Origin of the sequence: Zooshikella ganghwensis DSM 15267 (assembly GCF_000428585.1) — a bacterium.
Taxonomy (GTDB): Bacteria; Pseudomonadota; Gammaproteobacteria; order Pseudomonadales; family Zooshikellaceae; genus Zooshikella; species Zooshikella ganghwensis.
The window spans coordinates 17,190-34,889 of sequence record NZ_AUAF01000022.1 but is presented as its reverse complement, the minus strand read 5'-3'; the positions used below and the strand labels follow the sequence as shown (position 1 = coordinate 34,889).

Below are 17,700 nucleotides of genomic sequence, written 5' to 3'. Positions count from 1 at the left end.
ACCCCATCAGCCAGAAAGAAGGTATAGAGCATTGATGAGTTGTCTACTTAAAGCACAATGACGAGTATGCTGGGTTCAATGCAATTAAAACAGAGATGTAATTCTTTAGTATTTTCGTTCCATTAAATATTCACTATCACAGTCCAGCATAAAGACCACAAAACTCAATAGTCACTTTATGTTTAGGCTCAAAGTGTATCAATGGTATTGCTTGTTCATGAGACTCTCTAATTTTTATTGAAGAGGAAATATAAGGGGATAATATTGGCATATCTTCATCCAACAATTGATTAACCATTTCCTGTGGTAATTTTGCCCGTGGCTGAAACTGATTAACCACAATTCCTTCAATGCTTAGTGCCGAATTATGATCAACTCGAGTTTCCTCAATATTAGCCATTAAGTCATACAATGCACGCCTAGAAAAATCGTCACAGTCAAAGGGTATCAAGCAATTATCTGCCGCTATCAATGCTGATAAACTATAAAAATTAAACGCGGGTGGCGTATCTATATAAACCTCATCAAATAAGTGCTCAACGCGATCAAGCGCTTCACGTAACTTATATATCTTATGGCGGGTTTCCAGCTTATGCTGCAACTCATTCAATTGCGGCGACGAGGGTAATAATGAAAGTCCTGCATACTGGGTAGTAGTAATATATGAGCGAAGATTAGCTCCTGTTAGACGAAATGTCAGACTCTCCTGAAAGAAATCAGCTATAGTAGGAAGAGATGTACTATAGTTTTTTCCAAGTAGATAAAGAGAGGAGTTACGCTGCCCATCGAGGTCAATAAGAAGTGTTCGCTTACCCTGGCTGGCAGCAATAGCAGCGAGGTTACAGGCTATTGTAGACTTCCCAACACCTCCTTTCTGATTAAAAACTACTCGACGCTTCATAATTTAGCCCCTTTGCATGAATGGATAATATTACGTCAATTTGCCATTAATATTTTTCCTCTTGATGAATACTTCAGTAAGTGGCAGCTCAGTGGAAAAATTACACTGATTCACATTTTGTCTTATTAAGTGTTTACCTGGAAATATTGCAACTATTACTTAAAGTATAATGCTATTAGCATCAATATTACGCACAAAAAATTTGCAAGTGTTTCCTATTTTTGCCACCATAAGGTAAATATTTTTAATTTTTCATCCTTAAGATATGGATAATTATTTTTCTCTTCGTATAATTCTTTTAAATTGATCTCTACTGTTAGATGAGGAATTAAAATGGCAGCCAAGAAAAAGGCAACGGTTCGACGAGCTGTAGCTGTTACTGTTTCAGATATAAAACAGCAAATTCAAAAACTCGAGCAGCAATTAGCTCAAGCTCAAGAGAAAGAGCTTACTCAACTTGAGAAGCAAATTACTTCACTTCAAACCAAAGTGGAAAAAGCAAGACTAAAACAGGAGAAAGTAAAACTTAGACAAACAACACTTTCAGCAAAACTTAAAGTCAAAAAAACTGCCGCAACAGTGCGTCAGCTAGAGAAGACAAAAGTTGACTTAGCTGTCGCTAAAGAAGAAGTAGCATTACTTCGCGACGAGCTAAACACCGCTAAAGAAGAGCTTAAAGAGCTTAAAGAAGACGTCAAGTACACCGCTAAACGCGATAAAGTACTTGCAAAATTCGAAGCGGAAATTGCTAAAACTCAAGCAGTCAAAGAGCTAAAAGCGGCTAAAACAGCAGCGAAAACTACTGCTAAAAAACCAGGTAAACGTGGTCGTCCGGCAAAAGCTAAAACAGAAACTACTGCGAAAAAGCGCGGTCCAGGTCGCCCACCTAAAGCAACAACAGCTAAAGCTGCGGCTACACCGAAGAAACGCGGTCCAGGTCGTCCACCTAAAAAGGCTACAACTGCCACTGCTTCTACAGCGGCAACGCCTAAGCGTCGGGGGCGTCCACCTAAAAAAGCCACTGCAGCAACCACTGCAACAGCGGCAACTACTGCAGCACCTAAGAAAAAGCGTGGTCGTCCGCCTAAAAAAGCTACTGCTACTGCAACCGCAGCAACAACGACAGAGACAAAAGCAGCACCTAAAAAGCGCGGTCGTCCACCTAAAAAGGCAACTGCTACAGCAACTAAAACAAAAACAACTGCAGCTAAGACAACGACAGGTCGTCGTGGCCGTCCACCTAAAAAAGCAACTAAAGCGGCAGCACCAGTAGAAGCACCAACAAAAGACTTACTGGCAGAAGCAGCTCTAGCAGATACTGCAGTAGAATCTACCAGCCAGCAAGAACTGCTACCTGTAGAAACTAAAGCTCCAGAAGCTGTTTCTGAAGCACCAGAAAGTACACCAGTTGCACCAGAAGCTAATGAAAACAAGGATTCTGATGCACCAAGAAGTATCTTTGATCCTGCTACTGACATGTAATAATGTTTTACTAAAGAAGGGCTTAAGTCCTTCTTTAATTTAAAACGACATTACTACCACCTATAGCATGGAGTTAATGCACTAACACCAGCCATTGCTCTAATTGTTTTTTTAGTTTCCTATTTATCGTACTCAATCCTGCATAGTGCTTGATATAACAATCGATGTTATGCCTTAGCAGTGCTTTATCTTCAGAAGTTTCCATGTAACAATCTGCACTACAATATAACCAGTACATAAAGCGATTTTCTGCCCATAGTTCTAAATGCTTTATCTGCTGTCTAAGTTTATAGCCTTGAGTAATTGCATATTTTACTACAGGCACTTTTAAGCGCTGTCTCACACGTCTTATTGGCTCAATTATTTGCTTATTCCATCCCTTTATGTGTTGATAGACGGGGTTATCCTCAGGTAGAGGAAGTACTTTATTGTTTTGGGATAACCAAACACAAAACAGTAACCAGCAACAATCCAGTCCATAATCATCCTGCAACGCTAATAAAATTTGCTCTTTTTCTGGCGTATAGTAAGCGACTGCAAATAACCAAAATTCGTTATCAATCAATGGACTCAACATGTAAACCTAAACCACTCGTATAAATACTCACAAAATAAGTTATCAAGGATATAATTCTCTTTGTCATCAAAGTTATACCTTTAGTAGTCTTTAACTACCTACAATTCTCTCTACTGACAGGTATACTGGGCAATATACTCAATCATCACATAGCAAAGTATTTATGATTCGATTACATGACATCAGTTTACAGCGTGGAAGTAAAATACTATTAACGAATGCAACGACAACCATTCATGATGGTCAAAAAGTAGCAATAACAGGCGCCAATGGTTGTGGAAAATCGTCATTATTTGCGGTGTTTAATCAGCAGTTAACTGTAGACAGTGGTGAGTTTACGATAACCCCTAACCTTCGTATTGCTCATATGGCGCAAGAAGTCACTGCGTTAGATAAAGCCGCCATAGAGTATGTAATTGATGGTGACCAGCACCTGCGCTCAGTCCAACATCAATTAACCGTTGCAGAGCAGCAACATAATAATAACCTAATTGCTCACCTACACAGCGAGCTTGAAAAAATTGACGGTTACACTGCACACCATCGTGCTGCACAACTTCTTCATGGCCTTGGCTTCAGTACTCAGCAAGAACAATTACCTGTGACAAATTTCTCAGGAGGCTGGCGAATACGTCTAAACTTAGCTCAAGCGCTCATGAAACCATCAGATTTATTATTATTAGATGAGCCAACCAACCACCTTGACCTTGATGCCATTCTTTGGCTTGAGCAATGGCTGAAAAGCTACCGGGGAACACTGATTATTATCTCTCATGACCGTGATTTTCTGGATAATGTGGTGCATCAAATTATTCATATTGAGCACCAAACACTTAACACTTACCGAGGAAACTACAGCCAGTTCGAAGTATTACGCAGTGAACAGTTAGCACACCAACAATCAATGTTTGAAAAACAACAAACACAACGAGCCCATATTGAGAGCTTTATTGCCCGTTTTCGCGCAAAAGCCACAAAAGCAAAGCAAGTACAGAGTCGCATTAAAGCTCTAGAGCGGCTTGAAAACATTGCACCTGCTCATGCGGACTCTCCCTTTACATTTACTTTTCCTTCGTCAGAAAAAATGTCAGACCCACTGCTACAGTTGCATGACTGTGCTTTAGGCTACGCTGACCAGGCTATTTTGCAAAATGTAAAGCTTAATATTCATCCTGGAGATACTATTGGGCTACTGGGACCAAATGGCGCAGGAAAATCGACGCTACTCAAAAGTTTGGCAGGAATGCTCAGCATACCAAGTGGTGAAAGAATATGCGGAGAACACCTAAAAATAGGTTATTTTGCCCAACACCAATTAGAGTATTTAGATAATAACTCCAGTCCAGCACTACACCTACAACGACTGTCGCCAAATGCCTCAGAGCAAAGCATACGAAATTTTTTGGGTTCCTTTGATTTTCGTGGCGACTTAGCATTTGACCCCATTACTCACTTTTCTGGTGGAGAGAAAGCCCGTTTGGCTTTAGCGATTATTGCCTGGCAGAAACCTAACCTCTTGCTGCTTGATGAACCAACAAACCACCTTGATTTAGAAATGCGCCAAGCCTTAACCGTCGCTCTTCAGGCTTTTGCTGGAGCATTAGTCGTCGTTTCTCATGACCGACATTTATTACGTAATTGTGTTGATCAACTGTTACTTGTTGCGAATAACCAAGTTAAAGAATACGACGGAGATCTAGACGATTATGCTCAATGGCTAAGCCAAGAAAAGCAGCCAACCTCTCAACAGCCCGAAAGCTCAGGAACCAGCCAAACAACGCAAGCCTCTCAATCAAAAAAAGACCAACGACGTAAAAAGGCAGAGATTCGCCAACAGCTGCGTCCCCTGACTTCAAAAATTAAACAGCAAGAGCACGCATTAGAACAGTTATTAACTAAACTAGACGCAATAACAATTCAACTAAACGATAACGATATTTATAGTGATAACAAAAAGGAACAACTCAAACAGCTTCTTACTGAACAGCACGCAATAAAAAAACAGCAAGAAGAAATTGAAGAGCAGTTATTGATAAATATGGCTGAACTAGAAACGCTGGAAGAGGCCCTTAACGATACACTGGCTGACGAGTGAGAAGCATAATAATAGTGATAATATCAAGGAAAGAAAAAGAGAAATGTTTTGGGAGTAAAAACCATCCCTGGTCAGAGGTGTATATCATATGTAGCTTATTTACAGCTCAAATAGACATTATTCCTTGACTATCATTATGAATCATTGGCTTAGCGGCGGTCTGTGTTAGCACTGACAGCATATGATCCGCCATTTTTTGTAACTGCCATTCGGGCTGTCGGGTACTACCCATAATGCGTAACCCCCATGAACCCGTCATTAAAAATTTTGCCATTTCATCAGCAGGCTGATTCTCTGGTATTTCACCACAGCTTTGAGCCTGCTTAATTTTATCAGCAAAACGACTCTCCATATCACTAAAATAATCCATGACACGCTGATGTATTTCATTATCATGAGGTGCAACTTCTAACATTGTATTAATTAGGAAGCAGCCTTTACTCTCCTCATCCTCAACAATTTTTAATATTAACTGCGAAAAATAATATCGAATTGTATTTAAGGGTGACTGGTCTGCAGAAAGACATCGCTGTAGCTCAGATATACAGCGCTCTGCATATCGATCTAGCGTTGCGATAAATAACCCTCGCTTGCTTTTAAAAGCTGCATATAAGCTGCCAGGCTTAAGTTTGGTTGCTTCCACTAAGTTAGCAACAGACGTAGCGCTGTATCCTGTATTCCAGAATAACTGCAAAGCCTGCTCTAACACTTCATTGCGGTCAAATTCGATGGGTCTGCCCATTTCTCCCCCTTCTTTTTCATCAAAGGATCACATTAAACAAAATGTTTTAGCGAATTTTCGCTATAAAAAGGACCAACGTAAGCTCCAAACAAGCAGCTACGTCCTTAATAGCAATGGAGGGATAAAACGTTGATTGCCACATCACACAACAACTGACAACTCGCTGATAAGTAATAGCTTTGCTGAATCACTGAGCTGATCCAAACTAAACTCCACCAACTATACAGTTATTGATGAAATCACTTTTCCGAAATACAGTTTTCTGGTGAAACCTTTTGCCATGCAAACGCTATATCAATTCTCTGGCCTCTCATTTTCAGAGGTAGCCAAATTCACTATGCCGCATACTTAATACCGATATAGTCATCTTTTGCCCACACCACCTGTCCAGTAATTGTCTTCCACTTTTGACTAAGGTGAATTAACTGCCCCATACGCAGTGGCTGTTTACAACTAACACCTGCACCACCAGTGCTTTGATTAACAATCAAGCACTGTGTTTTTTCTTGACCCACATCCAACTCTGCTGGCTCATAACAGGCAATGCGAGGGGAATGGCGGCGCTCATGAGATAAATACTCTAAGTCACCTACATCAAGCGCTCTTAAAAGGTTTTCAGGGCGGTAGTTCTCATTAATCCGCATCACCTCTGCAACACTTGGGTGAACAGACTCATTAACGGCGGGCAATAAATCATTGGCAACTCGCTGACGCTCACCAATAGCACGTTCCCCGCGCCGGTGACTCAGAGCATCGATCATTTTATAGGGAAGAGAATAGTTATTCGGGATAATAATCTGCTCACTCTCACTTTGCAGTTCAATTTGTTGTGTGTAAGCAAGAATTTGCGAAACATATTCAGCGTTAAACTGTAAACCACAGTCCCCAGCTTCTCCCATCATCCATAATAATGTTTGGTCTGATAAATAATTTTTTTCGTAGCCCCCGCCAATATTACTGTGCACACCAGAAAACCATACTTGCTGAATATCTTGGTACTGTGCGAGCTCTGCACTGGTGTTTACCCATAAATCTGGTGCAAATGCACCTCGTCGCTCATCTATTGCCAGTGCTTGTCGTGCGGTCTGAATATAATGGCCAAGCTTTACATCAAAAAAACCAACCCAACGCTGAGATAGCTTTTGTAACATTGGGGTAGGTACTCCCATTGCACCAACACTATCCCACACACCTAAAAAACGTATACAAAAGTTTTCAATGCTGCTTTCTTTTAGGGATAAATAAAACTCATGTTCTGGGGATAAATAGCGCTGTTCAGGAGACATTCGGTAATAACGATAAGCACGCGGTAATAAGTCAAGGTCTTTTGGTGCAATGAGGCCCACAAGCCCCATAAAGCCACATAGTGCTCTCACCGTATAGGCACCTCGGCTAAAACCAAAGCAAAATATCTCATCACCTGACTGATAGTTATTGGCCAAAAAACGATAGGCTTGCAGAATATTTACTGAAATACCGTATCCAGTTGCTCCGCCGACGTATTTTTCCACAATACCTTCTGTACCGATGCCTGGGTCATAATAGGATATTTGGGGAGTTTGGATACAAAAGTCAGGCCCAGAATAAGCGATGGGCTGAACAGCTCGCATTAACTTTACAACGTTTGTTGTACAAATTCGTTTCGTTTTCTCATCAATTTGATCAGGACTATTCCATGTGCCATCACAAAAAATTATTAAACGCTTTTTCATGAATATGACCTTAGCGGGAAAAATCCAGACCACGCTTATCTGGAAAAACATCAGCCCTAAGTGCAATGAAGAAATAAAAACTCAAGAATATTGTCTCACTACACCAATCTGTCTTATTTATTACATATAGTTTAAGGATTGTTCTTTTGCTGCTTTTTAATAAAAATTTACACTTCATTCAATTTAAACCCTGCAAGACATAAGGATGCAAAAGAAACGCCAAAAGATATAACGATAGCTTATTGAGCGAGCACTTATTAATTACTTTATTTATATCCTTTCCCACTTATCAAAACATTTTTTGACTTTATCAGAATTGCCAATAGCTCAACTCATATGGTCTAACTTTAAAATAAATAATAAATACAGGGCAAAGATCCATGCACAATAAGGGATTTACCATCATAGAAGTAATGATTGGATTAGCAATTGCCGTTATTTTAACAACCGTCGCATACCCTAGCTTTATATCATTGATTGTCGAAAACCAACTTGCCGCAGGCTCAAACAGCTTTGTCGGTAGTATTGCTATTGCGCGTAGTGAGGCCATAAAACGAGGTCAAGCGGTCAGGTTAGAAGCACTCGATGCTTCGGATAATAGCAATGAGTGGGGACCAGGCTGGCGCATTGTTGTTGTAACAAGCAGTGAGTTAATCCGAGAGTATGAGTCCTTGGACAATAACGCAACGCTCAATAGTGTTGGTGACAATGGTGCTTACACATTTAATTCCCGGGGTTTCATTACTACCGCCGGTGATACACTTAATTTATGTCACAGCTCAGGGGATGGTAGTCGTCAGATTCAATTACTACGTTCAGGGAGTACAAGTCTAATAAAAGGAGCAGGATGCACACCATGAGAACTTTCACTAAGTTAGCCTCGCAACGAGGCGTCGGTATGATCGAGCTTTTAGTGGCCGTATTTATTTTATCGATTGGCCTGCTTGGCATGGCTGGATTGCAAGCTGTCAGTTTAAAAAACAATAATGACTCCTTAAATCGTAGTTATGCAACCTTTTTAAGTTCCAGCATCATTGATCGTATAAGAGCTAACCCTACAGCAACCTACACTATAGCCTTGGATGCAGCACCACCTGTAAAAGCAGATAGCTGTGAAGGCAGCTCAAGCAACTGCAATAATGCTCAGTTAGCACAATATGATTTAGCTACTTGGAAATGCTCATTAGGCAGCCATAACGATGATAGCAATTGTGCAGGTGAACCTGCAGGTTTATTAAATAATGGGCAAGGCAGTATAACCGTTAGCGGCAGCGAATATACCATTACTATTAATTGGACTGAGCGTCTTGATGCAGAAGGTTCTCCCATTATTACAAGCTTTGTAACGAGGACACAATTATGAAAAAACAGCAAGGCTTCACCATCATTGAGTTAATGATTGCCATGCTGTTAGGGTTATTTTTAATGGGTGGCATTATCAGTATTTTTAACAGTAATCAACAAACTTTTCGTATGTTAAATGGACTTTCTACCATGCAAGATAATGCACGCTTTGCTTTTGACACTATTTCTCAAGACATTCGAATGGCTGGCTATATGGGCTGCCTTTCTAGTATTAATGATGTCAATTATTTAAATACCCTTAACCCATCTTCTTCTGACTATATCTTCGACTTAAGCACAGGTTTAACCGGTTACGAAGCCTCAGGTTCAACATGGAAACCACACCCTGAAAGCTATGTAACCGACCTAGAGCCTCAGACAGGTTCAGATATTCTTGTTATAAGACGTGTGTCAGATAATGGTGCCAGTCTAACCCAAGCCATGCCCTTCCCCTCTGCCGATTTAAAAACTGAAGCTACAGCTCCAATAGAAGATAGTGAAGTTATTTTAGTCAGTGACTGTAGTAAAGCGACAATTTTTCAAGTTACCAATATCACAACTACTGTTGATGATACCGAATACAATGTGGTTCATAACGCTGGCACCTCTGAGTCCCCCGGAAATGCTCAAAAAGAATTGACAAACGACGGCTCAACCTATGATGAAGATGCATCTGTCTATAAGTTCAGAACTGCTGTCTACTATATTGCACCCTCTGCATTTACTAATAATCGGGGCAATCAAGTGTTATCACTTTGGCGCCGAGAAAGTTTGGACCCCGCAGAAGAGTTAATTCGGGGCGTAGAAGATTTAGCCATTTTATACGGAGAAGATCTCGATAGTTCCGGTGTACCCAATCGTTATGTTACTGCAAGCAACGTGGGAGACATGAATCGTGTTGTTGCCGTAAATATCAGCTTGAGTGTTAATACGGTTGATGAAGTAAGTCAGGATAATAACCTTATTACCCGAACATTTAATGCCACTATTAAAATCAGAAATCGTGGAGTTTAATTCGCCATGGATACTCTTAATAAGGCTTTTCATTCTCCCTCACACATCTCGTATCACGTTATCACCCAACAACCCCATAACTTAGGTAGAAAGAATTTTTCGCCTATGTGTAAAAGTTACAATAAACAACAAGGCATCGTTTTAGTCATCAGCCTGGTCATTTTATTGCTGCTATCCATCGTTGGCATCAATGCCATGATGACAACCTCGTTAGACGAAAAAATGAGTGCCAATTTAAAAGATCACAACACCGCTTTTCAAGCCGCAGAAGCCGCCTTAAGAGAGGGAGAAAATGTAGTGAGCGCCCTAGTCACACTGAGTGACTTTAATAATGATGGTGATGATGGCATGTACTCTTTAGCCGCAGCTAAAGATTCACCCTGGCAAACTATCGATTGGAAAACCTCTACCAAGCTACGCACTCTCTCCACCACCATTACAGGGTTAGCCGATCAGCCCAAATATATTATTGAACATTTCACAGCAGTGGTTTCAGAAGAAGAAGCGCTCAATTTAATGAATGTTGGCGAATCGACAGGGGGAGGAGGCACTGAAGTTTTTCGAATAACCGCTTGGGGCGTTGGCTCTTCAGCCGCATCACAAGTCATACTGCAAACCACTTTTGCTAAACGGATCTAAACACGCTCTTGATAATAGGCAGGGTCGCAATGAGTAGCAAACACACTTTTACAAGAAAATGGTTAAGCCTATGTATTGCTTCTGTCGTATCAAGTCAAGCGACAGCAGGTGTTCTTGATATTGCAGAACATGCATTAGAGATCTCCATTGGTGCTGAACCCAATATTGTCATTCTATTAGACGACTCTGGCAGTATGGACTGGGAAGTAATGACCACTGACCAAACCAATGGTGGTTTATTTACAGGCCAGCAACGCGACGGCAGTAATACCGGTATTGGACCAGTAAAGCACCGTGATTCTAACGATGATGGTATAGCCGACTGTAGCTTTAGTAGTGAAAGTATTTTTGGCTACCTCTATGGTGTTGAATTTGGCTCCAATACGTATAGTGATGGCTCAAATGATTGCTATACGGCAGATGACCAGTCTTGGCGGTTTAGAAACAGTAACTTTAATGCCCTATATTTTGACCCAACCCGAGAATACAAACCCTGGCCTGGCCTGGATATCAATGGCAACCCTCTGACAAACATTGATATTACCAATGCGCCTGATAACCCATACAACCCCGCAGAGCGAATCGATTTAACACAACATAACTCCAACTGGGCAGGTGGTACTGATCGCGATACATCGGACCGAAATAGTGATGGCAAGGCTGATGGTTATCGCTATTACACCTGGACAGACAGTAACAGTAATGGACTTTTTGATAACGGTGAACAAACGGAGTTTTACATTCAGGATGCAGATGCAGCGACCCAACAAAACTTTGCCAACTGGTTTAGCTATTACCGCTCCAGAGATCTAGTTGCTAAAGGTGCGTTAGGCTTTGTGATTGATGGGCTAAGCAATGCCCGAGTGGGTTTTGCCACTATAAATAACGACAGTAATAGTATTGAAGTTGCTTCCATGAATGCTTCTTCTAGCTCTGGGAACAAAAAGGCCTTGCTGGATAAAATTTATGGCTCTCCAGTACCCGCACGCGGTACACCACTTCGTCAAAATCTAGAAAAAGTCGGCAAATATTTTGAATGTTTAAGTGGCAATATGTTTGATGCCGATGGTTCTTTTGCCTGCCCCCTACAAGCCGCCCCCATAGGTACCTGCCAACAGAACTATGCCTTACTCATGACGGATGGTTTTTATAATGGAGGAGCGCCCTCAGTCGGTAATGCTGATGCCAATACCACGAACGCATTTGATGGCGGCGCCTTTGCAGACTCAGCCTCAAATACATTAGCCGATGTTGCGATGCATTACTATAAAAGGGACCTGTCAACCACATTAGACAATAATGTTCCTGCAACAACCAATGATGCTGATCGCTCCACCTTAGCTGAAGGTGATAGCATGCACCAACGAATGAATCTGTATACCGTTGGCTTTGGGGTAACAGGTTCCGTCACCAGTATGCCATCAGACTTTACAACGCCATTTACCTGGCCATCAACCAGCACCAATGAAGGTAAAGTTGACGACTTACTCCATGCAGCATACAACGGGCGTGGTGAATATTTGAGTGCTGGTGATCCAGAAAAACTAGCCACCGGTTTAAGTGAGGTTTTTAAAAAAATACAATCAGAGTCAGGTGCGGCCAGCGCTGTAGCTTTTAATACGCAAAACGTAGAGTCGAATACCCTTCTATTTCGTGCTTTTTATAATCCAAGCTTTAACAATGGCGATGTAGTTGCTCAGAAAATTAATTCAGATGGTACCATCAGCGACATTATTGCCTGGTCTGCAGCCACAAAACTTGATGAAAAAATTGCTGCAAATGCGCGCATCATGTTTACCTACGATAAGGCCAACACAACAGGTGTGCCCTTTAATTATGATAGTGGCCTGACCACTGCTCAAAAAACAGCGTTAGAGTCACCAACGCCAACCTCTCTTCCCAGTGGTTATGGTGATGGTGATAGTGTAATTGGCGATGAACGAGTCAGCTATTTACGAGGAAGCCAGGCGTTAGAAGGCGAAAACTTCGATACCGGTCAATTCCGCGAGCGCCTTTCATCATCAGGTAGATTGGGCGACATCATTCACTCAACGCCGACATTTGTAGGCGCTCCTAATTTTATTCGTCGTGACTCAGAGCCATACCCTACTGCTTCAGGTAGCCTATATTCTGAATTTGCCGAAGCTAAAGCTACGCGCACAGAGATGGTATATGTAGGCGCTAACGACGGTATGCTCCATGCTTTCAATGCAAATACTGGTGACGAAGTATTTGCCTACATTCCTGACATTTTATTCAGCAAATTGGGTGAGCTAACTAACCCAAACTATGTGCACCAGATGTATGTTGATGAAAAGGTCAGCGTTAATGATGTATTTACAGCTGTTACCGATGGTGGCCCCCCTGCCTGGGCTTCGGTCCTGGTAGGTGCACTTGGTGCAGGAGGTAAAGGCTTTTTTGCATTAAATGTTACCGACCCAAGTAGTTTCAGCACAGAGTTATCTGCAGTCAATCAAGTGATGTGGGAGTTTACCAGTGCTGATGATAGTGACCTTGGCCTATCTTTTAGTCGGCCCATCATTGCGATGACAAATACAGAATATGGCAGTGGTGAAAAACGCTGGGCTGCAATTTTTGGTAACGGCTACAATAGCACCAGCACTGATGGAGATGCTGCACTCTATGTTGTTTTTCTAGATGGTGGACTGGATGGTGTCTGGACAGCCGGTACAGACTATATCAAGATCACAACTGGCAAGGGGAAAGCCGAAAGTAGTGATGGAACTACGCCTAACGGTCTAGGTATTCCTCGAGCTATTGATATCGACTCCAATGGTACCGTTGACTACATCTATGTAGGTGATATTCAAGGCAATCTTTACCGCTTTAATTTAACGTCAACTACAGCAACTGACTGGACTGACAGTGCTAGTCAGCAAATTATTTTTACCGCAGCCTACAGCAGTACCGTTCAGCCCTTTATAGGCCAGCCCATTGCCGTCCGTAACCCAAATGGAACTGGTTTAATTATTATTGCAGGGACCGGTAGCTGGTTTCTAAATTCCGACGTTTCTTCAACGTCAATACAAAGTCTTTATGGTATCTGGGATACCCTTGACTCAGGTACCACTTACCCTGTTCCTCGAAGTGATTTAGTTGAGCAATCATTTACCAATATTGCGGGTACGGTTGAAGGGACTGTGGTTCGAACACTCACAGATAATCTCGTCAGTTATAAGACAACAGGGAAAAAAGTCATGGGTTGGTATATCGACTTTGATGTGTTAACCGCAGGTAGTACAACAGATGTCGAGTTTCCTGGGGAGCGCCCTGTACGTCAATTACTTATTAGAGATGGCATATTATTTACCAACACCGTTATTCCCAGCACTAATTTATACTGTACTTCAGGACCTGGTGGCTTTCAGATAGCAATCAGCCCAATCAGTGGTGGCGTTGGCCGTCTCACGCCAATCTTTGATATTAATAATGATGGTGCATTTGACTCTGATGATAACGTTCCTGCAACAGATACTGTTGTCTCTGGCACACGGTTTGAAGGTGCCACCCCCTCTGACTCATCCTTTATTGGCGATTTTCTAGTGACTCAGCTAAGCGATAAGTCTATTGAAATCACTAAAACAGATACCAGTGACACTGCTACGGGTCGTTTATCGTGGCGACAAATTTTTCTAGAGTAAAGGTGATTAACATGCCAAGGATTCAAAAGTATCCAAGTCTTTTTTACTCAACCGTTTTTTTATTAGTCAGCGGTATAACGCTATTTAGTTCATTGGCAAAGAGTGAAGAGGTAGAGTCCAAACCCTCATTCAACTTACCGAGTTATTATCCTGTTGAGTTTCAGTATAAAGCAGTCGTTGATCAATATATTCCTCGACAAAACAAGCTGGTTTTAAATGCACAGCATTTTCCAGTCTGGCAAAATGCTAAGCTACACTTGCTATCACAAGAGCATGCAACCCTTCATGCATTAAAGTCTGGTATGGTCATTGGCTACAGTATGAAAAGCATTAGCAACCGAATGGTAATTAATGAACTATGGGAGCTGCCTAAAGAAATGGCCCCTCCACCTCACTAACTTTTTGGCGAACCGGACAATATAACTTTAAATAAAGGAAAACATGTATGAGTAAAGCAAATGGTTTCTCGCTGATTGAGCTGCTGATTGTGATTGCCATCATTGGTATTATTGCCGCTATTGCCTACCCCTCTTATCAAGACCACGTTACAAGAACCCGTCGGGCAGACGCCCAAGCCGCATTAATGCAAATGTCCCAAGCCATGGAGCGAGCTTATACAGAGGCCTCCCCCTCTGCTTACCCTTCAAGCATCGCAGATTTGGGATTTCCTACCGAAGCCCCCTTAGATGGTGATACAAAATTTTATGACTTAGCTGTCCTTTCAGGCAGTGGTACTGGGTATGCTATTGCAGCTTCTCCCAAAGGTGCACAAGCGGGAGATGGCCGTTTACGGTATGAGTCAACGGGTCGGAGATGCCGCTTTCCTGCTAGTGACTCATCAGCTGAAGCTTGCACTCATGCAAGTGCTGTATCATGGGATGCCCGTTAAGCCTAAACTGACTCCTACGCTACTACATCAACTGTTTTATAGATTGCTTTACTTGATGTAAATAATGTCCACCAAATAAATTATAATGATTCATTAAATGGTAAAGGTTATAAATTGGGCGCCTTAATACATAATCTTCTGGCAACGGGAATACTTGATTGTAACCTGTATAAAACTCTTGGGGGAAACCACCAAATAACTCAGTCATAGCAATATCTGTTTCGCGATCGCCATAATAACAAGCAGGGTCGTAGCAATAAGGCTCACCATCCGCTGTAAAGCCTGCATTACCACTCCAAAGATCGCCATGTAATAACACAGCTTCTGGCTGATGATCCGCTAATAACAGTTTAATGCTGTTAATTATTTCCTCACTAAGCGCAGCTCCCTGCTGATTAGCCAACTCAAGTTGAACCCCAATTCTTTGCTCTGCAAAAAACTCAGACCAGTTAGCTTGCCAATGATTAACCTGTAAAGTACGACCAATAAAGTTATTTTGTGACCAGCCAAAGTGTGTTTTATTCGTGGTTTTATGTAGCTGAGCAAGCTGACGTCCTAATTCATTCCACTTACCAATACCTGGCGCAATATACTCTAGCAATAAATAATTACAGCCACATTCATGATCAGTTGCTATAACAGCAGGCACTTTCAAACAATCAGCTTCTTTTAATACTTGTAAATTTAAAGCTTCTGCTAAAAAATTAGTATTTTCATCATCGTGATTTATTTTTACAAAAAAACTGACATCACCTTGCCGTAAGGCAAAAGCCTGATTAATATCCCCACCTACTAATGTATCAATATACTCTGTATCAAAGGCATAACCTAAGTAGTTTGAGATATGTTCATTCAATATGCTTTTTAATCCAGAAGATATTGTCATAGTGCATTTAAATTATTCGTAAAAGTTTAAAATAAATTACATTATCATAGTTCCATTAATAAAGCCTATACTAAAAACTGAAAAACATCATTAATATACCCTTCACGAATTTATTTGAGGTTTGTTGTGGGTATAAGAAATAATGAAATAACTTAAAAACCATAATAACCTTTACTAAAGAACCCTTCCCCCTCCAAAAACATGCAACATATCCCTGTAAAACAGGCGCACTCAACAAACTGGCTATTAACCGCCGATGGGCAGCCACGTGGTTATATCGCCCCCCACTCATTACAAGAGCTCTGGTTTCATACTGGTACGGCTTGCAACCTCCGCTGCCCTTTTTGCCTTGAAGGTTCCAAACCGGGTGATGATCGTTTAGCAGTCATGAAGTTAAAAGAGGTTAAACCCTTTATACATGAAGCCCTTTACCTGGGTGTACAGCAGTTTTCATTTACCGGAGGCGAACCCTTCGTTGCAAAAGAGATGATAAAGATTTTACAGTACGCCAGCCAATACCGCCCCTGTTTAGTATTAAGTAACGGTACAGCTCCTCTTTTACAACGCTTTTCACAACTTGTGTCGTTAAGCTCCGCACCACACGCCATTCGCTTTCGTATAAGTATCGACTATCCCGATTCAACACTGCATGATAAAGATCGTGGCACAGGTTCTTTTGCAATGGCACTTAAGAGTCTTCGCCAGCTTTATCAAGCGGGCTTTAATGTTTCAATTGCTCGTCAGCAACCCAGAGAGGAGAACACAGATGATATAACTGATCAGTATCACAAACTTTTAAACAGTATTGGTCTACCACAAACTATTCCGGTAATTCCTTTTCCAGATTTTGCACCTCCGTTTGTACAGCGCACAACACCTCAAATTACAGAGCAGTGTATGCGGACCTATCACACCTCTGCCAGTCGACGACAATTTATGTGTGCCTTCAGTAAAATGGTGGTTAAAATTAAAGGTCGCCTAAGAGTGTATGCCTGCACCTTAGTTGATGATGATCCTGTTTATGATTTAGGCAGTAGCTTACAGGAAAGTATGAATAAGCAGATCCGCCTTGGTCATCATCGCTGTTACTGCTGCTTTGCCTTTGGCGCCTCCTGTAGTGAAGGCACATAAAGGCAATCCTGCGCTAAAAAACATCAACCACACAAGTAAGTACCTGTGCCCACGGCACAAAGCTCATGCTGGTCGTTATAAAACTCTGAACGCGTTACAGCCACTTTATTACCAGAACGCAATAAAGTAGCCACGACATAAAAAGCATTTCCTCGCCCAGGGCGCAGATAGTCTACACGCAAATCTATTGTACTGATTTTAGCTAATCGCTTAATGCGCTCGTCTAAGCTTAAGTGCTCGAGTTTCCGAAATGCCCCTACCAGCGCCATCGCCCCCCCAGTGACATCCAACATGGCAGAAATAACTCCACCATGTAAAATTCCCATAAAGTAATTACCTATAAGCTCCTCTTTCATAGGCAAATACATTTCAACACAACCTGCTTCGACCCGAGTAATCTTCATCCCCAGAAACTTGTTGAATGGAACCTTGTCAAAAAAAGACATCACTGCGGCTTTTATTTCAGGTAAAAACTCTTCAACATCTTGCGTACTTTGCTTCACTGCTTCCCACCCTTGAAAGCGTTAAATGGAGTAGACATGGATATCCGCATAGATTAAGGCATACCAAAATTTTATATCTGATACCCCTTAACCTACCAAGCCACACCCAGAAGTATACCTATT

General features: G+C 41.6%; 16 protein-coding genes. 10 read left to right on the top strand and 6 right to left on the bottom strand.

Annotated elements, in window-relative coordinates; genetic code table 11:
- Nucleotides 1-136: 136 nt before the first annotated feature.
- Nucleotides 137-901 carry a ParA family protein gene (locus F607_RS0107445; protein ID WP_027707587.1) on the bottom strand — a complete coding sequence of 255 codons (765 nt, stop codon included), beginning with the start codon at nt 899-901 and terminating at the stop codon, nt 137-139.
- Between the two features lie 333 nt (nt 902-1,234).
- Between F607_RS0107445 and F607_RS32620 the strand changes: the two genes are divergently transcribed.
- Nucleotides 1,235-2,383, top strand: coding sequence for a hypothetical protein (locus tag F607_RS32620; protein WP_027707586.1), 1,149 nt, complete (start codon nt 1,235-1,237; stop codon nt 2,381-2,383).
- 73 nt (nt 2,384-2,456) lie between these two features.
- On the opposite strand, the gene F607_RS0107435 is transcribed toward F607_RS32620, so the two are convergent.
- Nucleotides 2,457-2,960 carry a TIGR02444 family protein gene (locus F607_RS0107435; RefSeq protein WP_027707585.1) on the bottom strand — a complete coding sequence of 168 codons (504 nt, stop codon included), beginning with the start codon at nt 2,958-2,960 and terminating at the stop codon, nt 2,457-2,459.
- A gap of 163 nt (nt 2,961-3,123) precedes the next feature.
- Here F607_RS0107435 and F607_RS0107430 point away from each other — a divergent pair, with 163 nt between their 5' ends.
- Nucleotides 3,124-5,055 carry an ATP-binding cassette domain-containing protein gene (locus tag F607_RS0107430; RefSeq protein ID WP_027707584.1) on the top strand — a complete coding sequence of 644 codons (1,932 nt, stop codon included), beginning with the start codon at nt 3,124-3,126 and terminating at the stop codon, nt 5,053-5,055.
- A 106-nt stretch (nt 5,056-5,161) separates the two neighbouring features.
- On the opposite strand, the gene F607_RS0107425 is transcribed toward F607_RS0107430, so the two are convergent.
- Both F607_RS0107425 and F607_RS32615 read right to left on the bottom strand, forming a co-directional pair.
- Nucleotides 5,162-5,797, bottom strand: coding sequence for a TetR/AcrR family transcriptional regulator (locus F607_RS0107425; RefSeq protein ID WP_027707583.1), 636 nt, complete (start codon nt 5,795-5,797; stop codon nt 5,162-5,164).
- 335 nt (nt 5,798-6,132) lie between these two features.
- Nucleotides 6,133-7,509 carry a phospholipase effector Tle1 domain-containing protein gene (locus F607_RS32615; RefSeq protein WP_051311080.1) on the bottom strand — a complete coding sequence of 459 codons (1,377 nt, stop codon included), beginning with the start codon at nt 7,507-7,509 and terminating at the stop codon, nt 6,133-6,135.
- A 380-nt stretch (nt 7,510-7,889) separates the two neighbouring features.
- On the opposite strand from F607_RS32615, the gene F607_RS28595 reads away from it, so the two are divergent.
- The 7 genes from F607_RS28595 (at nt 7,890) to F607_RS0107385 (ending at nt 15,057) form a co-directional block, all read left to right on the top strand.
- Complete coding sequence (locus tag F607_RS28595) at nt 7,890-8,369, top strand: GspH/FimT family pseudopilin (RefSeq protein ID WP_084611150.1); 480 nt, start codon at nt 7,890-7,892, stop codon at nt 8,367-8,369.
- On the top strand, nt 8,366-8,872 hold the full coding sequence (gene pilV / locus F607_RS28590) for a type IV pilus modification protein PilV (RefSeq protein ID WP_051311076.1): 507 nt from the start codon (nt 8,366-8,368) through the stop codon (nt 8,870-8,872). The genes F607_RS28595 and pilV overlap by 4 nt, the downstream gene beginning before the upstream one ends.
- Nucleotides 8,869-9,867 carry a PilW family protein gene (locus F607_RS28585; protein WP_051311074.1) on the top strand — a complete coding sequence of 333 codons (999 nt, stop codon included), beginning with the start codon at nt 8,869-8,871 and terminating at the stop codon, nt 9,865-9,867. Before pilV ends, F607_RS28585 begins: the two co-directional genes overlap by 4 nt.
- A 105-nt stretch (nt 9,868-9,972) precedes the next feature.
- Nucleotides 9,973-10,506, top strand: coding sequence for a pilus assembly PilX family protein (locus tag F607_RS0107400; protein WP_027707582.1), 534 nt, complete (start codon nt 9,973-9,975; stop codon nt 10,504-10,506).
- A 29-nt stretch (nt 10,507-10,535) separates the two neighbouring features.
- Nucleotides 10,536-14,168: a pilus assembly protein gene (locus F607_RS0107395; protein ID WP_027707581.1), complete on the top strand. Its 3,633-nt coding sequence runs from the start codon at nt 10,536-10,538 to the stop codon at nt 14,166-14,168.
- An 11-nt stretch (nt 14,169-14,179) separates the two neighbouring features.
- Complete coding sequence (locus F607_RS0107390; protein WP_027707580.1) at nt 14,180-14,566, top strand: hypothetical protein; 387 nt, start codon at nt 14,180-14,182, stop codon at nt 14,564-14,566.
- A 47-nt stretch (nt 14,567-14,613) separates the two neighbouring features.
- Nucleotides 14,614-15,057: a type IV pilin protein gene (locus tag F607_RS0107385; protein ID WP_027707579.1), complete on the top strand. Its 444-nt coding sequence runs from the start codon at nt 14,614-14,616 to the stop codon at nt 15,055-15,057.
- 22 nt (nt 15,058-15,079) lie between these two features.
- Here F607_RS0107385 and F607_RS0107380 read toward each other — a convergent pair whose 3' ends face one another.
- Nucleotides 15,080-15,943, bottom strand: a complete 864-nt coding sequence (locus F607_RS0107380; protein ID WP_038290497.1) for a fructosamine kinase family protein — start codon at nt 15,941-15,943, stop codon at nt 15,080-15,082.
- A 201-nt stretch (nt 15,944-16,144) separates the two neighbouring features.
- On the opposite strand from F607_RS0107380, the gene F607_RS0107375 reads away from it, so the two are divergent.
- Nucleotides 16,145-17,074, top strand: coding sequence for a radical SAM protein (locus F607_RS0107375; RefSeq protein WP_051311072.1), 930 nt, complete (start codon nt 16,145-16,147; stop codon nt 17,072-17,074).
- A gap of 23 nt (nt 17,075-17,097) precedes the next feature.
- On the opposite strand, the gene F607_RS0107370 is transcribed toward F607_RS0107375, so the two are convergent.
- A complete protein-coding gene (locus F607_RS0107370) occupies nt 17,098-17,577 on the bottom strand; it encodes a thioesterase family protein (protein WP_230400374.1) in 480 nt (159 codons plus the stop codon).
- Nucleotides 17,578-17,700: the final 123 nt, after the last annotated feature.